The sequence below is a fragment of the Streptomyces hawaiiensis genome, assembly GCF_004803895.1.
Taxonomy (GTDB): Bacteria; Actinomycetota; Actinomycetes; order Streptomycetales; family Streptomycetaceae; genus Streptomyces; species Streptomyces hawaiiensis.
This window is the reverse complement of record NZ_CP021978.1, coordinates 3,857,881-3,872,419: the sequence shown is the minus strand read 5'-3', so window position 1 is coordinate 3,872,419 and position 14,539 is coordinate 3,857,881. Positions and strand designations below refer to the sequence as shown.

Sequence of the window (14,539 nt, the reverse complement as noted above, 5' to 3'; positions counted from 1 at the left end):
GTACCACGGGATTGAATGGGACCCATGGCCCCCATACGCGCCCAGTCCCCGACCGGCCCCCACCCGGATCTGCACGGCCACGGCCTCCGCCTGCGTCCCTGGGACGCGGGGTCGGGCGCCGACGTCGACACCTGGTTGCGCGGGCTGCGGGATCCGGAGTTCCGGCGCTGGAACACCCCGCTGCGGCTGGTCACCGACCGCGCGAGCGCGCGGGAGTCGCTGCTCGCGCGGGCGCAGAGTGCCCTGGAGGGGACGTCGGTGTCGTTCCGGGTCGCGGACGCGCGCAGCGACGCCCCGCTGGGGCACATCGGCGTCAACGAGATCAAGTACCACCTGAAGGTCGCCCGGGTCGGCTACTGGGTCCTCCCCGAGGCCCGGGGCCAGGGGGTCGCCACCCGGTCCCTCCTGCTCACCGCCCGCTGGGCGCTGACGGAACTCGGCCTGCACCGGCTGGAGTTGGATCACGCGGTCGGTCACGAGGCGTCGTGCCGGATCGCCGAGAGGTGCGGGTTCTCGTACGAGGGCACCCTGCGCGGTGCGATCTTCGAGGAAGGGCGGCACGACGCGTTCCGGGACGCCCATCTGCACGCACGCCTGGCCACGGACCCGGAGCCGCCGGACCCGTGGGGCGGGCAGGACGCAGACATGTGACGCGCATCACTGTCGTTGGGCGATCAGTCCGTCCCAGCCCGCCGGTCCTACCTGGCAACCGCAGCACAACCGCAGAGAAGAGAAGGGACCGGCCTGATGACCGCACCTGTGAAGGGCCCCGCCAGCTACTTCCCCTCCATCGGGAAGAAGTACGGCCGGCCGGTCGCCGAGTGGCAAGAGCTCATCCGCAGCTCCCCGCTGACCCGGCACATGGAACTCGTCACCTGGCTCAAGAGCGAACACGGCCTGGGGCACGGCCACGCCAACGCGCTGGTGGCGCACACGCTGGCCGAGGACAGCGACGAGTGAGCCGACGGGGGCCCGCCGAAAATCAGGAGTGCCCGGGAGGTCGCGGGCGGCACCATGAGGCATGGACACCGTCACCCACACCGACGCGGACAGCTGGCATCTCACCCATGACGTCGACGACTTCCTGACCCGTGCGGGCGCCTTCCTCCGGTCCCGGCCGGCGCCGCACACCGTGCCGCTGACGGTCACGGAGACGCTCCGGACGCGCGGCCGGCGCGTGTACGGCGACGGGGCACCGGAGTTCGGCCTGCTGGAACGGGCGGGAGAGGTCCGGGCGGCCTTCTTCCGCACCCCGCCGCACTGGCTGAACATCACGGCCCTCACCCCCGAGGACGCCGACACCCTCGCCGCGCGCCTGGCCGCCCTCGGTCGGCGCCTGCCCGGCGTGAACGCCCAATGCGGCACCGCGGCCGCCTTCGCCGAGGCGTGGCAGCGGCACACGGGCGCCCCGGCCGCCCTCCGTCAGCGCCAGCGGCTCTACCGGCTCGGCACCCTGACCGCGCCCGGACCCGTACCGCCCGGCGGCCCCCGGCTCGCCGTCGAGTCGGACCGCGAGCAACTCATGCGCTGGCACGACGAGTTCAGCGAGTCCGTCGGCCTGGGAACCGTCCGCGACTCCGCCGAGTGGGCGGACGCCCGTATCGACAGCGGCGGCATCACCTTCTGGGAAACCCCCGACGGCGCTCCCGTCGCCATGGCCGGTACCAGCCCCCAGGTCGCCGGCCAGGTCCGCGTCGCCCCCGTCTACACCCCACCCCACCTCCGCGGCCGTGGCTTCGCGGGCGCCGCGACGACCGAGGTCAGCCGCGCCGCCCTGGCCGCCGGGGCGGAGGAGGTCCTCCTCTTCACGGACCTGGCCAACCCGACCAGCAACGGCCTCTACCAGCGCATCGGATACCGGCCGGTGGCGGACTTCGAGGTGTACGACTTCACGCAGGACAGCGAGGGATGACCGATGGATGAGCGCGCCGCGATGCTCAACGAACTCGCCCAGCATCAGCTGGGACGAAGCATCCCCTAGTCCGCCCCTCGTCCACCGCCGTCGACGGCCGTCCTCACGGCCACAGCAGTTCCCGCGACCACCCCTGCCCGTCCCGCTCCCCCTCCCGCCGGTAGCGGAGCCGGACGTGCCGCCGTCGCTCGTCCCCCTGGAAGAACTCCACCTCCTCGGCCCGCAGCCGGTACAGCGTCCAGGACGGCACCGGTGCCTCCGGCTCCCGTGACGCCCGTTCCCACGCCGACTCCGAGGCCCGGGCCAGGTCGTCCAGCGAGGGGAGGACCTCGCTCTGCCGCCCGGTCAGCGCCGCCGCCAGCGCGCCCGTCGAGCGGGCGTGCAGGTCGCCCTGGGACTCCCCGGACGGGGCCGCCGCCACCGGGCCGCGTACCCGGACCTGGCGGCCCAGCACCGGCCAGTAGAAGCCGAGCGCGGCGTACGGCCGGCCGGCGAGGTGCCGGCCCTTGCGGCTGCCGGCGTGGGACGCGAAGGACCAGCCCTCGGCGTCCGCGCCGTGCAGCATCACGATCCGTACGTCGGGCAGGCCCGACGCGTCCGAGGTCGCCAGCGACATGGTGTGCGGCTCGGGCTGGCCGGCCGCCACCGCCGCCGCGAACCACTCGGCGAAGAGGGTCAGGGGAGCGGCCGGAGCGGTGGCCGGCTCGAAGGAGGGCAGGTCCGTGACCTGCGGGTCCCAGACCCGCAGTGACCTCAGCAGCTCGTGAAGATCGGTTGCCATGCCTCGATTGTCACCGGTCCGGCACCCTCGGGGGCCTCGTGGGTCACACCTGCCCGAGGTCCGACGACACCCACCGCTCCGGGCGCATCCGCAGCACCAGCTGCTGACCGTGGTTCTTCCGGGAGAAGTCCACATAGCCGTCGACCTTGTCGGCCGGGAGGTAGCGCGCCGAGATCTCGCGGAGCTGTTCGAGGGTGGCGGGGGAGGTGCCGACGACCGGCCCCTCGACCGACACGTACCGGATCGTGGGTTCCAGCCGGTCCACCATCAGCGAGAACCGGCCCGCCGCGCTGATCAGCTCGTTCTTGCGGGAGTCCAGACCGGTCATGATCCAGATCTCGCCGCCGGGCTCGTACTGGTACCAGATCGGCACCGTCAGGGGCGCCCGGCCCGCCCCCGCGTCGACCGCGAGCGCCGCGATGTGCGGCTCGGCCAGGAACTGTTCACGTTCTTCGCGGGTCAGGGCCATTCCGGTCTCCTTCGGCAGGGTGGACGGTATGCGCGGCAGTACAACGCCCTTGCGGGCACCGGCTGTTCCCCGGTCCCGCCCCCAGGCGGACTCCTTTCACCCCGCCCCCAGCACCACCGTCCCCGACGAGCAGAACCAGCCCCCCGTCCCCGACGCCACCGCCAGCCTGGGCAGTGCGCCGTCGCTCCGCCGCACCTGCCGCTCCCCGCAGTCCCCGCGCACCTGCCGCACCGCCTCCACCAGCAGGAACAGCCCCCGCATCCCCGGGTGCTGCGCCGACAGCCCGCCCCCGTCGGTGTTCACCGGCAGCTCACCGCCCTCGACCCGCAGGCGCCCCTTCTCCACGAACGCGCCGCCCTCGCCCTTCGCGCAGAAGCCGAGGTCCTCCAGCGTCACCAGCGTCATGTAGGTGAACGCGTCGTAGATCTCGGCGACGTCGATCTCCGAAGGCCGCACCCCCGCCCGCTCGAACGCCAGCCGCCCGCTCACCGCCGCCGGCGAGACCGTGAAGTCCGGCCACGCGGACATCGCCGCGTGCGAGACGGACTCCCCGGTCCCCAGCACCCACACCGGCGCCGTACGGCAGTCCCGTACGTACTCCTCCGCCACCAGCAGCACGGCCGCCCCGCCGTCGGAACGGACGCAGCAGTGCAGCTTGGTGAAGGGGTCCGCGATCACGGGTCCGGCCAGGACCTCGTCGACCGTGATCGGGGTGCGGAACATCGCCTCCGGGTTGAGGGCAGCGTTGGCCCGGGCCTGCACCGCCACCTCCGCCAGCTGCTCGATGGTCGTGCCGTACTCGATCATGTGGCGGCGGGCCGCCATGGCGTACTTGGCGATCAGGGTGTGGCCGTAGGGGACTTCGAACTGCAGGGGTCCCCGCGTGCCGAAGGACAGCGTCCCGGTGCGGCGGCCCGCGCGCACGTCCGCCCGGGCCGTCGAGCCGTAGACGAGCAGCACCGCGCGGGCGTGCCCGGCCACGATCGCGTCCGCCGCGTGGGCCGCCATGACCTCCCAGGTGGAGCCGCCCACGGAGGTGGAGTCGACCCAGGTGGGACGAAGGCCCAGGTACTCGGCGACCTCGACGGGCGCCAGTGTGCCCAGGCCCGCCGAGGCGAAGCCGTCGACCAGGGACCGGTCCAGGCCCGCGTCGGCCAGGGCGCGGCGGGCCGCCTGGGCGTGCAGGGCGTACGGGGTCGCGTCGGCCACGCGGCCGCAGTCCGAGAGGGCCACGCCGACCACGGCCACTTTCCTCCGGGCAACCATGAATCTGACGGTACATCAGATTGGCGCGGGCGCGGCAGGGCTCTGGGCTTCGCTGTTCCGCCGCCCTAATATGACGGGTCGTCAGATGCGGAGAGAGGGGCCCCATGGATGCCCGCTTCACCGACGAACAGGACGAGATCCGCCGCACCCTGCGCGACCTGCTCGGCAAGCGGTGCGGTCCGGAAGAGCTGCGGGCCGCCGTCGACACCCCGGCCGGACACGACCCCGCCCTGTGGACCGCCCTCGCCGGACAACTCGGCCTGCCCGGACTGGCCCTGCCCGAGCCCTACGGCGGAGCCGGCTGCACGGTGACCGAACTGGCCCTGGCCTGCGAGGAGACGGGCCGGGCCCTCGCCCCCACCCCGCTGCTCGCCACCGCCGTTCTCACCGCCCCGCTGCTGCTCGCCCTCGGCACCGGCGCCCAGCGCGCCGGGCTCCTGCCGCGCATCGCCTCCGGCGGACTCACCGCCGCCCTCGCCGTACCGGGGCCCGCCCTCACCACCGCCCTCGCGCTCACCGGCCACGACCGGCGCGGGGAGTGGGCCGGCGGGGGACGGGCCGGGGGCGTACAGGCCCGGCGGGCCGAGGGCGGCTGGCAGCTGTACGGGCAGGTCGACCAGGTTCTCGACGGGCACAGTGCCCAGCTGCTCGTGGTCGCCGCGCACGCCGGGGGATTCGCCCGCTCCCGTGTGCTGCTCTTCCTCGTGCACGGGGACGCCGCCGGTCTCACTCGCGTACGGCGGACCGCCCTGGACGCCACCCGTCCGCAGGGCCGTGTCCAACTGCGGAACACGCCGGCCGAGTTGCTGGGCGGCGAGGCCGTCGACGCCCTCCCCGCCCTCGCCCGGCTCGGCGACACCGCCGCCGCCTGCCTCGCCGCCGAGGCCGCGGGGGCCGCCGGCCGCGTGCTGGAGCGGACCGTCGCGTACGTGGGGCAGCGCGAGCAGTTCGGGCGGCCGGTCGGCTCCTTCCAGGCGGTCAAGCACCGGCTGGCCGACGCGTACGTCCAGGTCCAGGCGGCCCGCTCGGCGGCGTACTACGCGGCCTGGGCCACCGCTACCCCCGCCGGTGACGAGACGGCCGGCGGCCTCGCCCTCGCCCAGGCGCTCGACGCGCTGCGCCGCGCCGCCGCCGAAGGGATCCAGCTGCACGGCGGCATCGGATTCACCTGGGAGCACGAGGCTCACCTGTACTTCAAGCGTGCCGCGGGCGACGAGCTGCTGTTCGGGCCGGTGCACCGGCTGCGGGCGCACGCGGCCGACGCGGCACACGTCTTCGAGGAGGCCGGCACATGAGGGGTGCGCGCGTGGTGCAGAAGGTGTCGTCGACCAGGGGCTTCGCGCGCGTGGCACCGCACGTGGTGCCCGCCCTCGACCGGGCCGTCCACCGGCTCACCAGGGGAAAGGTGCTGCTCAGCGCGCAGCTCCTGCCGGGTGTGGTGCTGACCACCACCGGGGCGAGGAGCGGGCTGCCCCGCCGTACGCCCCTGGCCTGCATGCCGGAGGACGGCGGGCGCTGCTGGATCCTCGTCGGGTCCAACTTCGGGCGGCCGGGGCACCCCGCCTGGAGCCACAACCTGCTCGCGCATCCCGACGCGGAGATCAACTGGAAGGGCCGGGACGTCCCGGTCACGGCCCGGCTGCTGGCGGGCGAGGAGCGGGCGGCGGCGTGGCAGGCGCTGCTGGCGTTCTGGCCGCCGTACGCGGCGTACCAGGCCCGGGTGGAGCGGGAGATCAGGGTGTTCCGGCTCGTACGCCGGTAGAAAAGCGCGACAGGCGGTGGTCCACCTGGGTGAACCACCGCCTGCCAGACAGGACTTGGGTACGTAAGAGGCCGCTGCGCCGCGCTATTTCGTCGGCTTCCGGCCGGTGACGCCCAGGTACACCAACAGGGCGAGGTTCGGTTTCAGTTCGGCCTGCTTCACGCCCCAGGAGGAGAAGCCCTTCTGGTGGGAGGCGACGGCCGCGAGCATCGCGACGAGCGAACCGGCGACGGCCGCCGGGTTGACGTCCTTGTCGACCCTGCCCTTGGCCTGGAGCTCGGCGACGGCGTCCGCGAGGGAGTTGTTCACCGAGTTGAGGATCTTCATCCGGAGTTTGTAGAAGCGCTTGTCGCCCTCGGCGGCGCCGAGATCGACGACCCGGAGGATGGCGTCGTTCTTGCGCCAGAACTCCAGGAAGCCGTCGACGAGTTCCTGCGCCGTCTGCCAGCCGGCCTTGCCGGCCCAGGAGCGGCCCTCCAGGAGCTCCGTCAACGCGGCGCCCTCGGTCGCCATTTGCTCGGCGATCTCCAGGACGGCGCCCTCGACGTCCGGGAAGTACTGGTAGAAGGTCGCGGGCGAAGTGCCCGCTTTCCGGGCGACATCGATGACTTTGACGTCGCGGTACGGGGAGGAGCTGAGCATCTCGCTGAGGCAGTCGAGCAGCTTCTGCCGGGTCGCCTGCCCACGCCGGCCGGCCACGCGGCCGTCGACGGTACGCACTTGTCCTGTCATGCCGTCAGCTTACCGAGGCGTGATCGGGGCGCGATTCGGCCGACTGCAAATGGGGTGTAAGGAAGTGCGGAGGCTGGTGTGCCTGGTCTGCGGGTTGCGGCAGTCGCGGTTACGTTGGCGGCATGGCCGAAAACAGGGCATCGGTGTACGGAGAGGGCGTCCCCTGCTGGGTGGACGCGCAGCTTCCCGACGTCGAGGCGGGCAAGCGGTTCTACGGTGAACTTTTCGGGTGGACCTTCGAGGACTGGTTCGGCTCCTTCGCGCAGGCGCTGAAGGACGGCGAACCCGTGGCCGCGCTGGTCCGCAAAGTGGACGGCCGGCTGCCCACCGTCTGGACGGTGTACTTCGCGACCCCGGACGCGCCGGCCCTGGCCCGGCGCATCCGGGACGCGGGCGGGCAGATCGTCTCCGCGCCGGTGCCGGCCGGGGAACTGGGCGTCACCGCGCTCGTCACCGATCCCGAGGGCGCCGTGTTCGCCCTGTGGCAGCCGGAGGAGCACCCCGGCTTCGGCAAGCGCCACGAGCCGGGCACCTTCGCCTGGGCCGAGCTGTACGCCCGGGACACCGAGGCGGCCAACGCCTTCTACGGCGATCTCTTCCAGGAGGCCCTGTTCGGGCCGGACGCGAAGCCCGATTTCGGGCGTGCCCCCGTCTCCGACGTGTTCTCCGAGGGGATGCCGCCCCACTTCCTCGTGCACTTCGCCGTGGCGGACGTGGCGGCCGCGCTGGAGGACGTGAAGCGGCTCGGCGGGCGGGTGCAGGCCCCGCCTTTCGAGACGTCGTACGGCGAGGTCGCCGTCGTCACGGACAATCAGGGAGCGTCCTTCGCGCTGCTGCGCCGCTGAGCAGGCATTGTTTGGTCATCGTTTGATGACTTACATTCCGAGACATCCCAATTGTCACCGGGTTCGCAACCAGGGCTCCGGCCAGGAAGAATCAGGGTGCGTGCCGCCATGGCGGTGCGGTGGTGAGACGCTGCACGGGGTCGCGTGGAACATGTGGCTTTGGCGCGGCTCGTACGGGGAGGTGGCAGGCAAGTGGTGGATCAGCTGACGCAGCACGATCCGCGGCGGATCGGGCCGTTCGAGGTGCTGGGACGGCTGGGCGCCGGCGGCATGGGGCTGGTCTATCTCGCGCGTTCGGCGTCCGGCCGGCGTGTGGCGATCAAGACCGTCCGGACGGAGCTGGCCGAGGACCAGCTGTTCCGGGTCCGCTTCACGCGTGAGGTGGAGGCGGCCCGCGCCGTCTCCGGCTTCTACACGGCCGCCGTCGTCGACGCCGACCCGCGCGCCGCCGTGCCGTGGCTGGCCACCGCCTACGTCCCCGCGCCCTCCCTCGAGGAGATAGTGAACGACTGCGGACCCATGCCGGCCCAGGCGGTGCGCTGGCTGGCGGCGGGCGTGGCCGAGGCGCTCCAGTCCATCCACGGGGCGGGTCTGGTGCACCGGGACCTGAAGCCGTCGAACGTCCTCGTCGTCGAGGACGGGCCCCGGGTGATCGACTTCGGCATCGCGTCGGGTGTCTCGAACACGCGTTTGACGATGACGAACGTCGCCGTCGGCACCCCCGCCTACATGTCCCCCGAGCAGGCCAAGGACTCCCGCAGCGTCACCGGTGCCAGCGACGTCTTCTCCCTGGGCTCGATGCTGGTGTTCGCCGCCACCGGGCACCCGCCCTTCCACGGCGCCAACCCGGTCGAGACGGTCTTCATGCTGCTGCGCGAGGGCCCGGACCTCGAAGGCCTCCCGGACGAGCTGCGGCCACTGATCGAGTCCTGTATGCAGATGGACCCGACGGCCCGCCCCAACCCGGCCGACCTCCAGGCCCAGCTGGCCCCCCACCTCTTCGGCTCCGGCTCCGACGACAGCGGCACGGCCTCCGCATGGCTGCCCGAGCGGGCCGTGGGCCTGATCGAGTCCCGCCGCAACGGCCGCCCGGCCGGCAAGCCCGCCCCCGGCGCCGGCCGCAGCGGCGGCGGACGCCCCGCCCCCGGCCCGGCGCCCATCCCGCCCCCGCCCCCGCACGACCCCGTCGTCCCGGCGCCCGTGCCCGCGCCGGTCGGCGGCCCCGACACCGGCCCCGTCCGGCTGGCCGGCGGTCAGGTTCCCATCGGCCCGGGCCCGCGCGTCGCCGACGTCCGTGCCGCCGCCGTCAAGGCACCCCCACCGGAGGCAGCCCTCGCCGCCTCCTGGTCCAAGCCCCGCCCCGGCGTCAACGGCACCGACCCCGCCGTGGGCCCCGCCGTCGCCGCGCCACCGGCCCCGGCCGCGCCGCCGGAGCAGGCCGGCGGCTGGCGGCCCTGGCGTTTCCGCATGTCCAACGACGTCTGGGGCACCCCTTCCGTCGCCGACGACCTGGTCTACGTCACCTCCTTCGAGGTGCACGCCCTGGACGTCGCCACCGGCCGCCGCCGCTTCAAGACCCGGGACGTCGCCTGGTCCATGGCGGTCGCGGACGGCCGTATCCACGCCTCCGACGGGCCCACCCTGTTCGCCCTGGACGCCCGGGAGGGCGGCGACCTGTGGCGCCTGCAGACGGACGCCTGGGTCTACTCACTCAAGGCCGGCCGCGGCACCGTCGTCACCGGCACCCGCGGCGGCGGCGTCCAGGGCTGGGAGGCCTCCGGCGGCCAGAAGCTGTGGGAGATCACCGGCTGCCAGTCCGACTTCGAGTCCCCCGAGGCCGGGCCCGCCCTGCACGACGGCACGGTCTACGTGTGGCAGGACGCCCGGCTGCGCGCCCTGGACGCCCGCACCGGCGACGAGCGCTGGTCGTACCCGATCGGCGACGCGGCCTCCTGCGGCGGCGTCCCGATCCGGCTCACCCAGGCCACCGACGGCTACGTCTACGTCTGCGCCGGTACCCGCGTCCTCGCGCTCGACGTGGCCGCCGGGCATGTGAAGTGGCACTTCGAGGCCCCGGCCGTCTTCCTCTGCCCGCCCACCTTCGTCCCCGGCCCGGCCGTCACCGGCGGCGGCATCTACCTCGCCGACTACCTCGGCACGGTCTACGCCCTCGACGCCACCGACGGCCGCGACCGCTGGCGCATCGCCACCGAGGCCCGCTCCTGTGTCGACCCCGTCCTGGTCGCCGCCGGCCATGTCCACGTGGGCAGCGGCAAGGGCCTCTACACCCTCGACGCGGTTACCGGCACGCCCAAGTGGCGCTTCCAGGCGGGCGGCGACATCGTGGGCGCCCCCTCGGTGGCCGAGGGCCGTATCCACTTCGGCTCCACCGACCACCTGCTCTACACCCTGAAGGCCGACGACGGCCGGCTGCGCTGGAAACTCGCCACCGGCGGCGAGATCACCGGCTCCCCGGTCGTCCGGGACGGGGTGGTGTACGCGTGCAGCAAGGACCGCTGCGTGTACGCACTGGACGCGGAGAAGGGCACGGGCACGGCGCGCACCGCCTGACCGGCCCGGGACGGCCGTCGTACCGGCGTACGGAAGGGGTGCTCCGGACGGCGGCCGCCGCTTGTCGGGGAGCGGCCCGTTCACCGCTCCCACCCAGGACGCTACGCCGGGTACGCGCCGGTCGCCACGCAGTGACATGCCCGTGACAGGCGATCGCTAGGCTTTCCGCCATGCAGACACGGGGGCGCAGGCTCAGGTACACGGCGGTGCTGGTGCTGGTCGTACTGGCACTGACCGGCTTCTCGTCCGGCCGGGGCCGCGGCGGCAGTCACGGTCACGGCGGCAGCGGCTCGGGCGGCGGCGGGTGCAGCAGCTCCAGCCAGGACCACGACAGTTCGAGGTCGTCGACGTCGAGCGGCGGCTCGTACGGCTCGGGCGGCGGTTCCTACGGCTCCGACGACAATGACCACGGAAGCAGCGGCGGCGGCTCCTACACCCGCAGGCCCAACTACGGCTCCACGCCGACGTCCTCCTCCGGCTCCGGCAGTGGCAAGGCCCTGAGGGACGGCACGGCGAAACTGATCAGCTGCGCGACCCCGACGGCCCCCTACGCGACCGTCGAGGTCAGGAACCCCAACGGCCGCAAGGCCGCCTTCTCCGTCTCGGTCACCTTCGAGGACGCCCGGGGCATCACCGTCGTCGACCGGTACGGGGACGTCACCGTCCCCGCGAACGGCACGGCCACCGTCGACGTCCGGGTGGGCGGCGGCTCGGGCCTGGTGGACTCGGTCGACCACTGCGAGGTCGACCGCCGGGCCCTCGTCGACGACTGACGGGACGAGCGACCGACGGGGTCAGTCCCGCAGCTCCGTCAGGAAGCCGGTCAGCGCCTCGTTCACCTCGGTGGGCCGCTCCTGCTGCGTCCAGTGGCCGCAGCCCGGCAGCACGAGCGGCTTGCGCAGGTTCGGCATCAACTCGGGCAGCCTCTCGATCAGTTCGGGCGTGCCCGGGAAGGCCGGGACCAGGTCCCGGTCGCCGTACACGTACAGCGCGGGCGGGGACACCACCGCGCCCTGCCAGGGGGCGGTCAGCTCCCAGTTGCGGTCCAGGTTGCGGTACCAGTTGAGGGCGCCGGTGAAGCCCGGCTCGAAGCTCTCGGTGAGCACGTCGAGGTCGTCCTCGGTGAGCCACTCGGGCAACACCTCGGGGTTCGGCGCGTCCGTGAGCCACCCGCGCTCCAGGTCGACCAGGGCCTGCTCGGGACGCCCGGCGTCCGGCGCGTCACCGGAGGCGGAGTACAGCAGCTTGCGCAGGGTCGTGCGGGTGTCGGCGGCGAACTCGGCGTCGGCTGCGCCGGGCTGGTTGAAGTAGTTCCAGTAGAAGCGGCCCTCGAACCGCTCCCGCATGGTCTCCAGCGGAGGCCGCTGGCCACGGAACGGCGGCGGCACGCTCAGCCCGGCCACCCCGCGCACCACGTCCGGCCGCAGCAGCGCGGTGTGCCAGGCCACCGGCGCGCCCCAGTCGTGCCCGACGACGAACGCCCGCTCCTCGCCCAGCGCGTGGATCAGCCCGACCACGTCCCCCACCAGGTGGAGGATGCTGTACGCGGACACGTCCTCGGGGCGGTCGCTGCCGCCGTACCCGCGCTGGTCGGGAGCGACCACCCGGAAACCGGCCTCGGCCAGCGGACCGAACTGGTGCCGCCAGGAGTGCCAGGACTCCGGGAATCCGTGCAGCAGCACCACGAGCGGGCCCTCGCCCTGCTCCGCGATGTGCAGCTGTATGCCATTGACGTCGATCATCCGATGCTCAACCACCCCCCGAGCATACGCATGTATGGGTAAACGACTTTTACTCGCGCAATCGGTACTCCCGCGACCGGCCCGTGAACAGCCGGGTCTGCCGCTCGCCCGTCGCGTTCCCGAGTGCGATGAGATGAGGCGCCTGCGCGAACCCCTGTGCCCGCCCCGCCTCGCTCGCGGCCCACAGCGCCCGCACGGTCCCCTGCACGGCCTCGGTCGGATACCCGGCGAGGAGGGCGGCGCACGCGATCGCCGCCTCCGACGCCTCACCGTCCGCCACGAGTTCCGACACCAGCCCGACCTGGTAGGCGCGGTGCGCCGAGATCCGCTCCGCCGTGCCCATCAACGCCATCCGCGCGACCTCCCCGTACGGCATGCGCTGCGCCATCAGGACGGTCTCGTAGGCGCTGACCATGCCGTAGGTGGTGTGCGGGTCGAAGAAGGAGGCGGTGGTGTCCGCGACGACGAACTCCGCCTCGCCGAGCAGATAGAAGGCCCCTCCGCAGGCCATGCCGTGCACGGCGGCCACGACCGGTTTCCACAGGTCGTTCGCCTTCGGCCCGATGCCGAGCAGCGGATCGTCCTGCGCGTACGGCGAGTTCGGCTGCGGCACGACGGCGTCCCGGTCGATGCCGGTGCAGAAGGCACGCTCGCCGGCCCCGGTGAGGACGATGGCCCGCACCGAGTCGTCGAACCGCAATTCGCCCCAGATGGAGGCCAGTTCGTCGGCCATGGCGAGGTCGACGGCGTTGAGCCGGTCGGGCCGGTTCAGTGTCACGACGGCGACCCCGCTGTCCCGGTCGGTCCGCACGAGGACGCTGCTCATGACCGCTCCGGAACCCACTGGGGAAGGCCGTCGTGGAAGACGGCCCGCACCCGGGCCCCGATGCGGATGCTCTCCGGCGGGAAGGCGCCGAGGGGCTGCCCGGCCCCGGTGACCAGGTTGCCCACCAGCCGGATGCGAGGTGCTTCGTCCAGCTCGACGACGACCACGTTGTACGGCGCCTGCGCGGCGTAGTCGGGCAGCAGCGGCGGATGGGCGACGACGTACGACCAGACCCGGCCCCGGCCGGACACCGGCCGCCACTCGCTCTCGAAGGACTGGCAGTGCGGGCAGCAGGGCCGGGGCGGGAAGCGGAACTCGTCGCAGCCGGCGCAGGCCTGGACGCGGAGTTCGCCCTGTGCGGCGTACTCCCAGAAGGGGGCGCCGTCGGCATCGGTGACGGGACGCAGCATGGGTGGCTCCTCAACTCCTCAGCAGCAGGGCGGAGGTGGGAACCCCTTCGCCCGCCGTGACCAGACAGGCGGATGCGCCCGGCACCTGTGCGGTACTGCTCCCGCGCAGCTGCCTGACCCCTTCGTTGATGAGGTTGAAGCCGTGGACGTAGGCCTCGGACAGCCCGCCGCCGCCGGTGTTCACCGGCAGCAGCCCGCCGATCTCCAGCGCCCCGCCCTCGGTGAACGCCCCGCCCTCGCCGCGCCCGCAGAAGCCGTAGCCCTCCAGGGAGAGCAGCACCAGGGGGGTGAAGGCGTCGTAGATCTGGGCGACGTCGACGTCCTCGGGGGCCAGGTCGGAGTGTTTCCACAGGTGCCGGGCGGCGCTCCAGGCGGGGCCGGTGAGGGGGTCGTCGTTCCAGTAGTTGACCATGCCGTGGTGCTGGGCGGGGAGCGACTGGGCGGCGGAGTGGACGTAGACGGGCCTGCGCCGGCAGTCACGGGCGCGCTCGGCGGAGACCACCACGCACGCCAGCGCCCCGTCGGTCTCCAGGCAGTTGTCGAAGAGGCAGAGCGGCTCGCTGATCCAGCGGGACGTCATGTACATCTCGCGGGTCAGGGGCCGGTCGTACATGATCGCGGCGGGGTTCTGGTTGGCCCGGTTGCGGCAGGCCAGGGCGACGTTGAAGAGGTGGTCCCGGGTGGCGCCGTATTCGTGCAGGTAGCGGCGGGTGAGCATCGCGATCTCGTCGGCGGGCCTCAGCAGCCCGTACGGCCTGGTCCACTGGGCCGGAGTGGGGAGCTGGACGGAGGTGTTGGTCCAGGGCCGGGGCCCGCTGCCCCGCTTGCGGGACCGCCAGGCCACCCCGACGCTCGCCTGCCCGGCGGTGATGGCGGCGGCGAGATGGGCGACGGTGGCGCACGAACCCCCGCCGCCGAAACCCACTTTGCTGAAGAACGTGAGATCGCCGAAGCCGCAGGCCTTCGCCAGCTCCACCTCGTCCGTCTCCTCCATGGTGTAGGAGGCGAGGGCGTCGACCTCGCCGGGCGCGATCCCGGCATCGTCGAGAGCGGCGAGCACGGCCCGGCAGGCGAGGGCGCGTTCGTCCTCCGGGAGCCGTTTGGCGAAGGGCGTCTGGCCTATGCCGACGAGAGCGGTGGCGTCCTTGAGGCCTCCCGATCCTGCTGCCATGCTGCGCGCACCTCCGGGGCCGAACGGTCGCTGACAGGCCGTCAGATTACAG

The 14,539-nt window shown here is 73.0% G+C and carries 16 protein-coding genes; 8 read left to right on the top strand and 8 right to left on the bottom strand.

Features of this window, described 5'->3' with window-relative positions:
* Positions 1-24 precede the first annotated feature (24 nt).
* The 3 genes from CEB94_RS17660 to CEB94_RS17650 all read left to right on the top strand — a co-directional run bounded on the left by CEB94_RS17660 (position 25) and on the right by CEB94_RS17650 (position 1,912).
* Positions 25-651 (top strand): GNAT family N-acetyltransferase, encoded by a 627-nt coding sequence (locus tag CEB94_RS17660; RefSeq protein WP_175433155.1) that lies wholly within the window; start codon positions 25-27, stop codon positions 649-651.
* Between the two features lie 96 nt (positions 652-747).
* Entirely contained in the window at positions 748-960 is a 213-nt protein-coding gene (locus CEB94_RS17655) for a DUF4287 domain-containing protein (protein WP_175433154.1), read from the top strand.
* A 61-nt stretch (positions 961-1,021) separates the two neighbouring features.
* Positions 1,022-1,912, top strand: a complete 891-nt coding sequence (locus CEB94_RS17650; protein ID WP_175433153.1) for a GNAT family N-acetyltransferase — start codon at positions 1,022-1,024, stop codon at positions 1,910-1,912.
* A gap of 103 nt (positions 1,913-2,015) precedes the next feature.
* Here the strand turns inward: CEB94_RS17650 and CEB94_RS17645 are convergent, their stop codons facing one another.
* The 3 genes from CEB94_RS17645 to CEB94_RS17635 form a co-directional block, all read right to left on the bottom strand.
* Positions 2,016-2,693 carry a pyridoxine/pyridoxamine 5'-phosphate oxidase gene (locus CEB94_RS17645; RefSeq protein WP_175433152.1) on the bottom strand — a complete coding sequence of 226 codons (678 nt, stop codon included), beginning with the start codon at positions 2,691-2,693 and terminating at the stop codon, positions 2,016-2,018.
* Between the two features lie 43 nt (positions 2,694-2,736).
* Positions 2,737-3,162, bottom strand: a complete 426-nt coding sequence (locus tag CEB94_RS17640; protein ID WP_175433151.1) for a pyridoxamine 5'-phosphate oxidase family protein — start codon at positions 3,160-3,162, stop codon at positions 2,737-2,739.
* 96 nt (positions 3,163-3,258) lie between these two features.
* Positions 3,259-4,428 (bottom strand): thiolase C-terminal domain-containing protein, encoded by a 1,170-nt coding sequence (locus CEB94_RS17635; RefSeq protein ID WP_175433150.1) that lies wholly within the window; start codon positions 4,426-4,428, stop codon positions 3,259-3,261.
* Between the two features lie 104 nt (positions 4,429-4,532).
* On the opposite strand from CEB94_RS17635, the gene CEB94_RS17630 reads away from it, so the two are divergent.
* Both CEB94_RS17630 and CEB94_RS17625 read left to right on the top strand, forming a co-directional pair.
* Positions 4,533-5,723 carry an acyl-CoA dehydrogenase family protein gene (locus tag CEB94_RS17630; protein ID WP_175433149.1) on the top strand — a complete coding sequence of 397 codons (1,191 nt, stop codon included), beginning with the start codon at positions 4,533-4,535 and terminating at the stop codon, positions 5,721-5,723.
* A complete protein-coding gene (locus CEB94_RS17625; protein WP_175433148.1) occupies positions 5,720-6,190 on the top strand; it encodes a nitroreductase family deazaflavin-dependent oxidoreductase in 471 nt (156 codons plus the stop codon). The genes CEB94_RS17630 and CEB94_RS17625 overlap by 4 nt, the downstream gene beginning before the upstream one ends.
* A gap of 84 nt (positions 6,191-6,274) precedes the next feature.
* Here the strand turns inward: CEB94_RS17625 and CEB94_RS17620 are convergent, their stop codons facing one another.
* Positions 6,275-6,910 (bottom strand): TetR family transcriptional regulator, encoded by a 636-nt coding sequence (locus CEB94_RS17620; RefSeq protein ID WP_175437043.1) that lies wholly within the window; start codon positions 6,908-6,910, stop codon positions 6,275-6,277.
* A 134-nt stretch (positions 6,911-7,044) separates the two neighbouring features.
* Here CEB94_RS17620 and kbpA point away from each other — a divergent pair, with 134 nt between their 5' ends.
* From kbpA to CEB94_RS17605, 3 genes are all read left to right on the top strand, one after another.
* On the top strand, positions 7,045-7,767 hold the full coding sequence (gene kbpA, locus CEB94_RS17615; protein WP_175433147.1) for an AfsK-binding protein KbpA: 723 nt from the start codon (positions 7,045-7,047) through the stop codon (positions 7,765-7,767).
* Positions 7,768-7,959: 192 nt separating this feature from the next.
* On the top strand, positions 7,960-10,338 hold the full coding sequence (gene afsK / locus CEB94_RS17610; protein ID WP_175433146.1) for a protein serine/threonine kinase AfsK: 2,379 nt from the start codon (positions 7,960-7,962) through the stop codon (positions 10,336-10,338).
* A gap of 170 nt (positions 10,339-10,508) precedes the next feature.
* Positions 10,509-11,111 carry a hypothetical protein gene (locus CEB94_RS17605; protein WP_175433145.1) on the top strand — a complete coding sequence of 201 codons (603 nt, stop codon included), beginning with the start codon at positions 10,509-10,511 and terminating at the stop codon, positions 11,109-11,111.
* A 21-nt stretch (positions 11,112-11,132) separates the two neighbouring features.
* On the opposite strand, the gene CEB94_RS17600 is transcribed toward CEB94_RS17605, so the two are convergent.
* From CEB94_RS17600 to CEB94_RS17585, 4 genes are read right to left on the bottom strand one after another with little or no spacing between them, the layout of a single operon-like run.
* A complete protein-coding gene (locus tag CEB94_RS17600) occupies positions 11,133-12,080 on the bottom strand; it encodes an alpha/beta fold hydrolase (RefSeq protein WP_175437042.1) in 948 nt (315 codons plus the stop codon).
* Positions 12,081-12,129: 49 nt separating this feature from the next.
* Complete coding sequence (locus CEB94_RS17595) at positions 12,130-12,906, bottom strand: enoyl-CoA hydratase/isomerase family protein (RefSeq protein ID WP_175433144.1); 777 nt, start codon at positions 12,904-12,906, stop codon at positions 12,130-12,132.
* Positions 12,903-13,316 (bottom strand): Zn-ribbon domain-containing OB-fold protein, encoded by a 414-nt coding sequence (locus CEB94_RS17590; protein WP_175433143.1) that lies wholly within the window; start codon positions 13,314-13,316, stop codon positions 12,903-12,905. The genes CEB94_RS17595 and CEB94_RS17590 overlap by 4 nt, the downstream gene beginning before the upstream one ends.
* Before the next feature lie 10 nt (positions 13,317-13,326).
* Positions 13,327-14,487 (bottom strand): lipid-transfer protein, encoded by a 1,161-nt coding sequence (locus CEB94_RS17585; RefSeq protein ID WP_175433142.1) that lies wholly within the window; start codon positions 14,485-14,487, stop codon positions 13,327-13,329.
* Positions 14,488-14,539: the final 52 nt, after the last annotated feature.

Bases quoted from the DNA above. Each gene is read 5' to 3' on its own strand.
- CEB94_RS17660 (WP_175433155.1), top strand. From the start codon at position 25: ATGGCCCCCATACGCGCCCAGTCCCCGACCGGCCCCCACCCGGATCTG.
- CEB94_RS17655 (WP_175433154.1), top strand. From the start codon at position 748: ATGACCGCACCTGTGAAGGGCCCCGCCAGCTACTTCCCCTCCATCGGG.
- CEB94_RS17650 (WP_175433153.1), top strand. From the start codon at position 1,022: ATGGACACCGTCACCCACACCGACGCGGACAGCTGGCATCTCACCCAT.
- CEB94_RS17645 (WP_175433152.1), bottom strand. From the start codon at position 2,693: ATGGCAACCGATCTTCACGAGCTGCTGAGGTCACTGCGGGTCTGGGAC.
- CEB94_RS17640 (WP_175433151.1), bottom strand. From the start codon at position 3,162: ATGGCCCTGACCCGCGAAGAACGTGAACAGTTCCTGGCCGAGCCGCAC.
- CEB94_RS17635 (WP_175433150.1), bottom strand. From the start codon at position 4,428: ATGGTTGCCCGGAGGAAAGTGGCCGTGGTCGGCGTGGCCCTCTCGGAC.
- CEB94_RS17630 (WP_175433149.1), top strand. From the start codon at position 4,533: ATGGATGCCCGCTTCACCGACGAACAGGACGAGATCCGCCGCACCCTG.
- CEB94_RS17625 (WP_175433148.1), top strand. From the start codon at position 5,720: ATGAGGGGTGCGCGCGTGGTGCAGAAGGTGTCGTCGACCAGGGGCTTC.
- kbpA (WP_175433147.1), top strand. From the start codon at position 7,045: ATGGCCGAAAACAGGGCATCGGTGTACGGAGAGGGCGTCCCCTGCTGG.
- CEB94_RS17605 (WP_175433145.1), top strand. From the start codon at position 10,509: ATGCAGACACGGGGGCGCAGGCTCAGGTACACGGCGGTGCTGGTGCTG.
- CEB94_RS17600 (WP_175437042.1), bottom strand. From the start codon at position 12,080: ATGATCGACGTCAATGGCATACAGCTGCACATCGCGGAGCAGGGCGAG.
- CEB94_RS17595 (WP_175433144.1), bottom strand. From the start codon at position 12,906: ATGAGCAGCGTCCTCGTGCGGACCGACCGGGACAGCGGGGTCGCCGTC.
- CEB94_RS17590 (WP_175433143.1), bottom strand. From the start codon at position 13,316: ATGCTGCGTCCCGTCACCGATGCCGACGGCGCCCCCTTCTGGGAGTAC.
- CEB94_RS17585 (WP_175433142.1), bottom strand. From the start codon at position 14,487: ATGGCAGCAGGATCGGGAGGCCTCAAGGACGCCACCGCTCTCGTCGGC.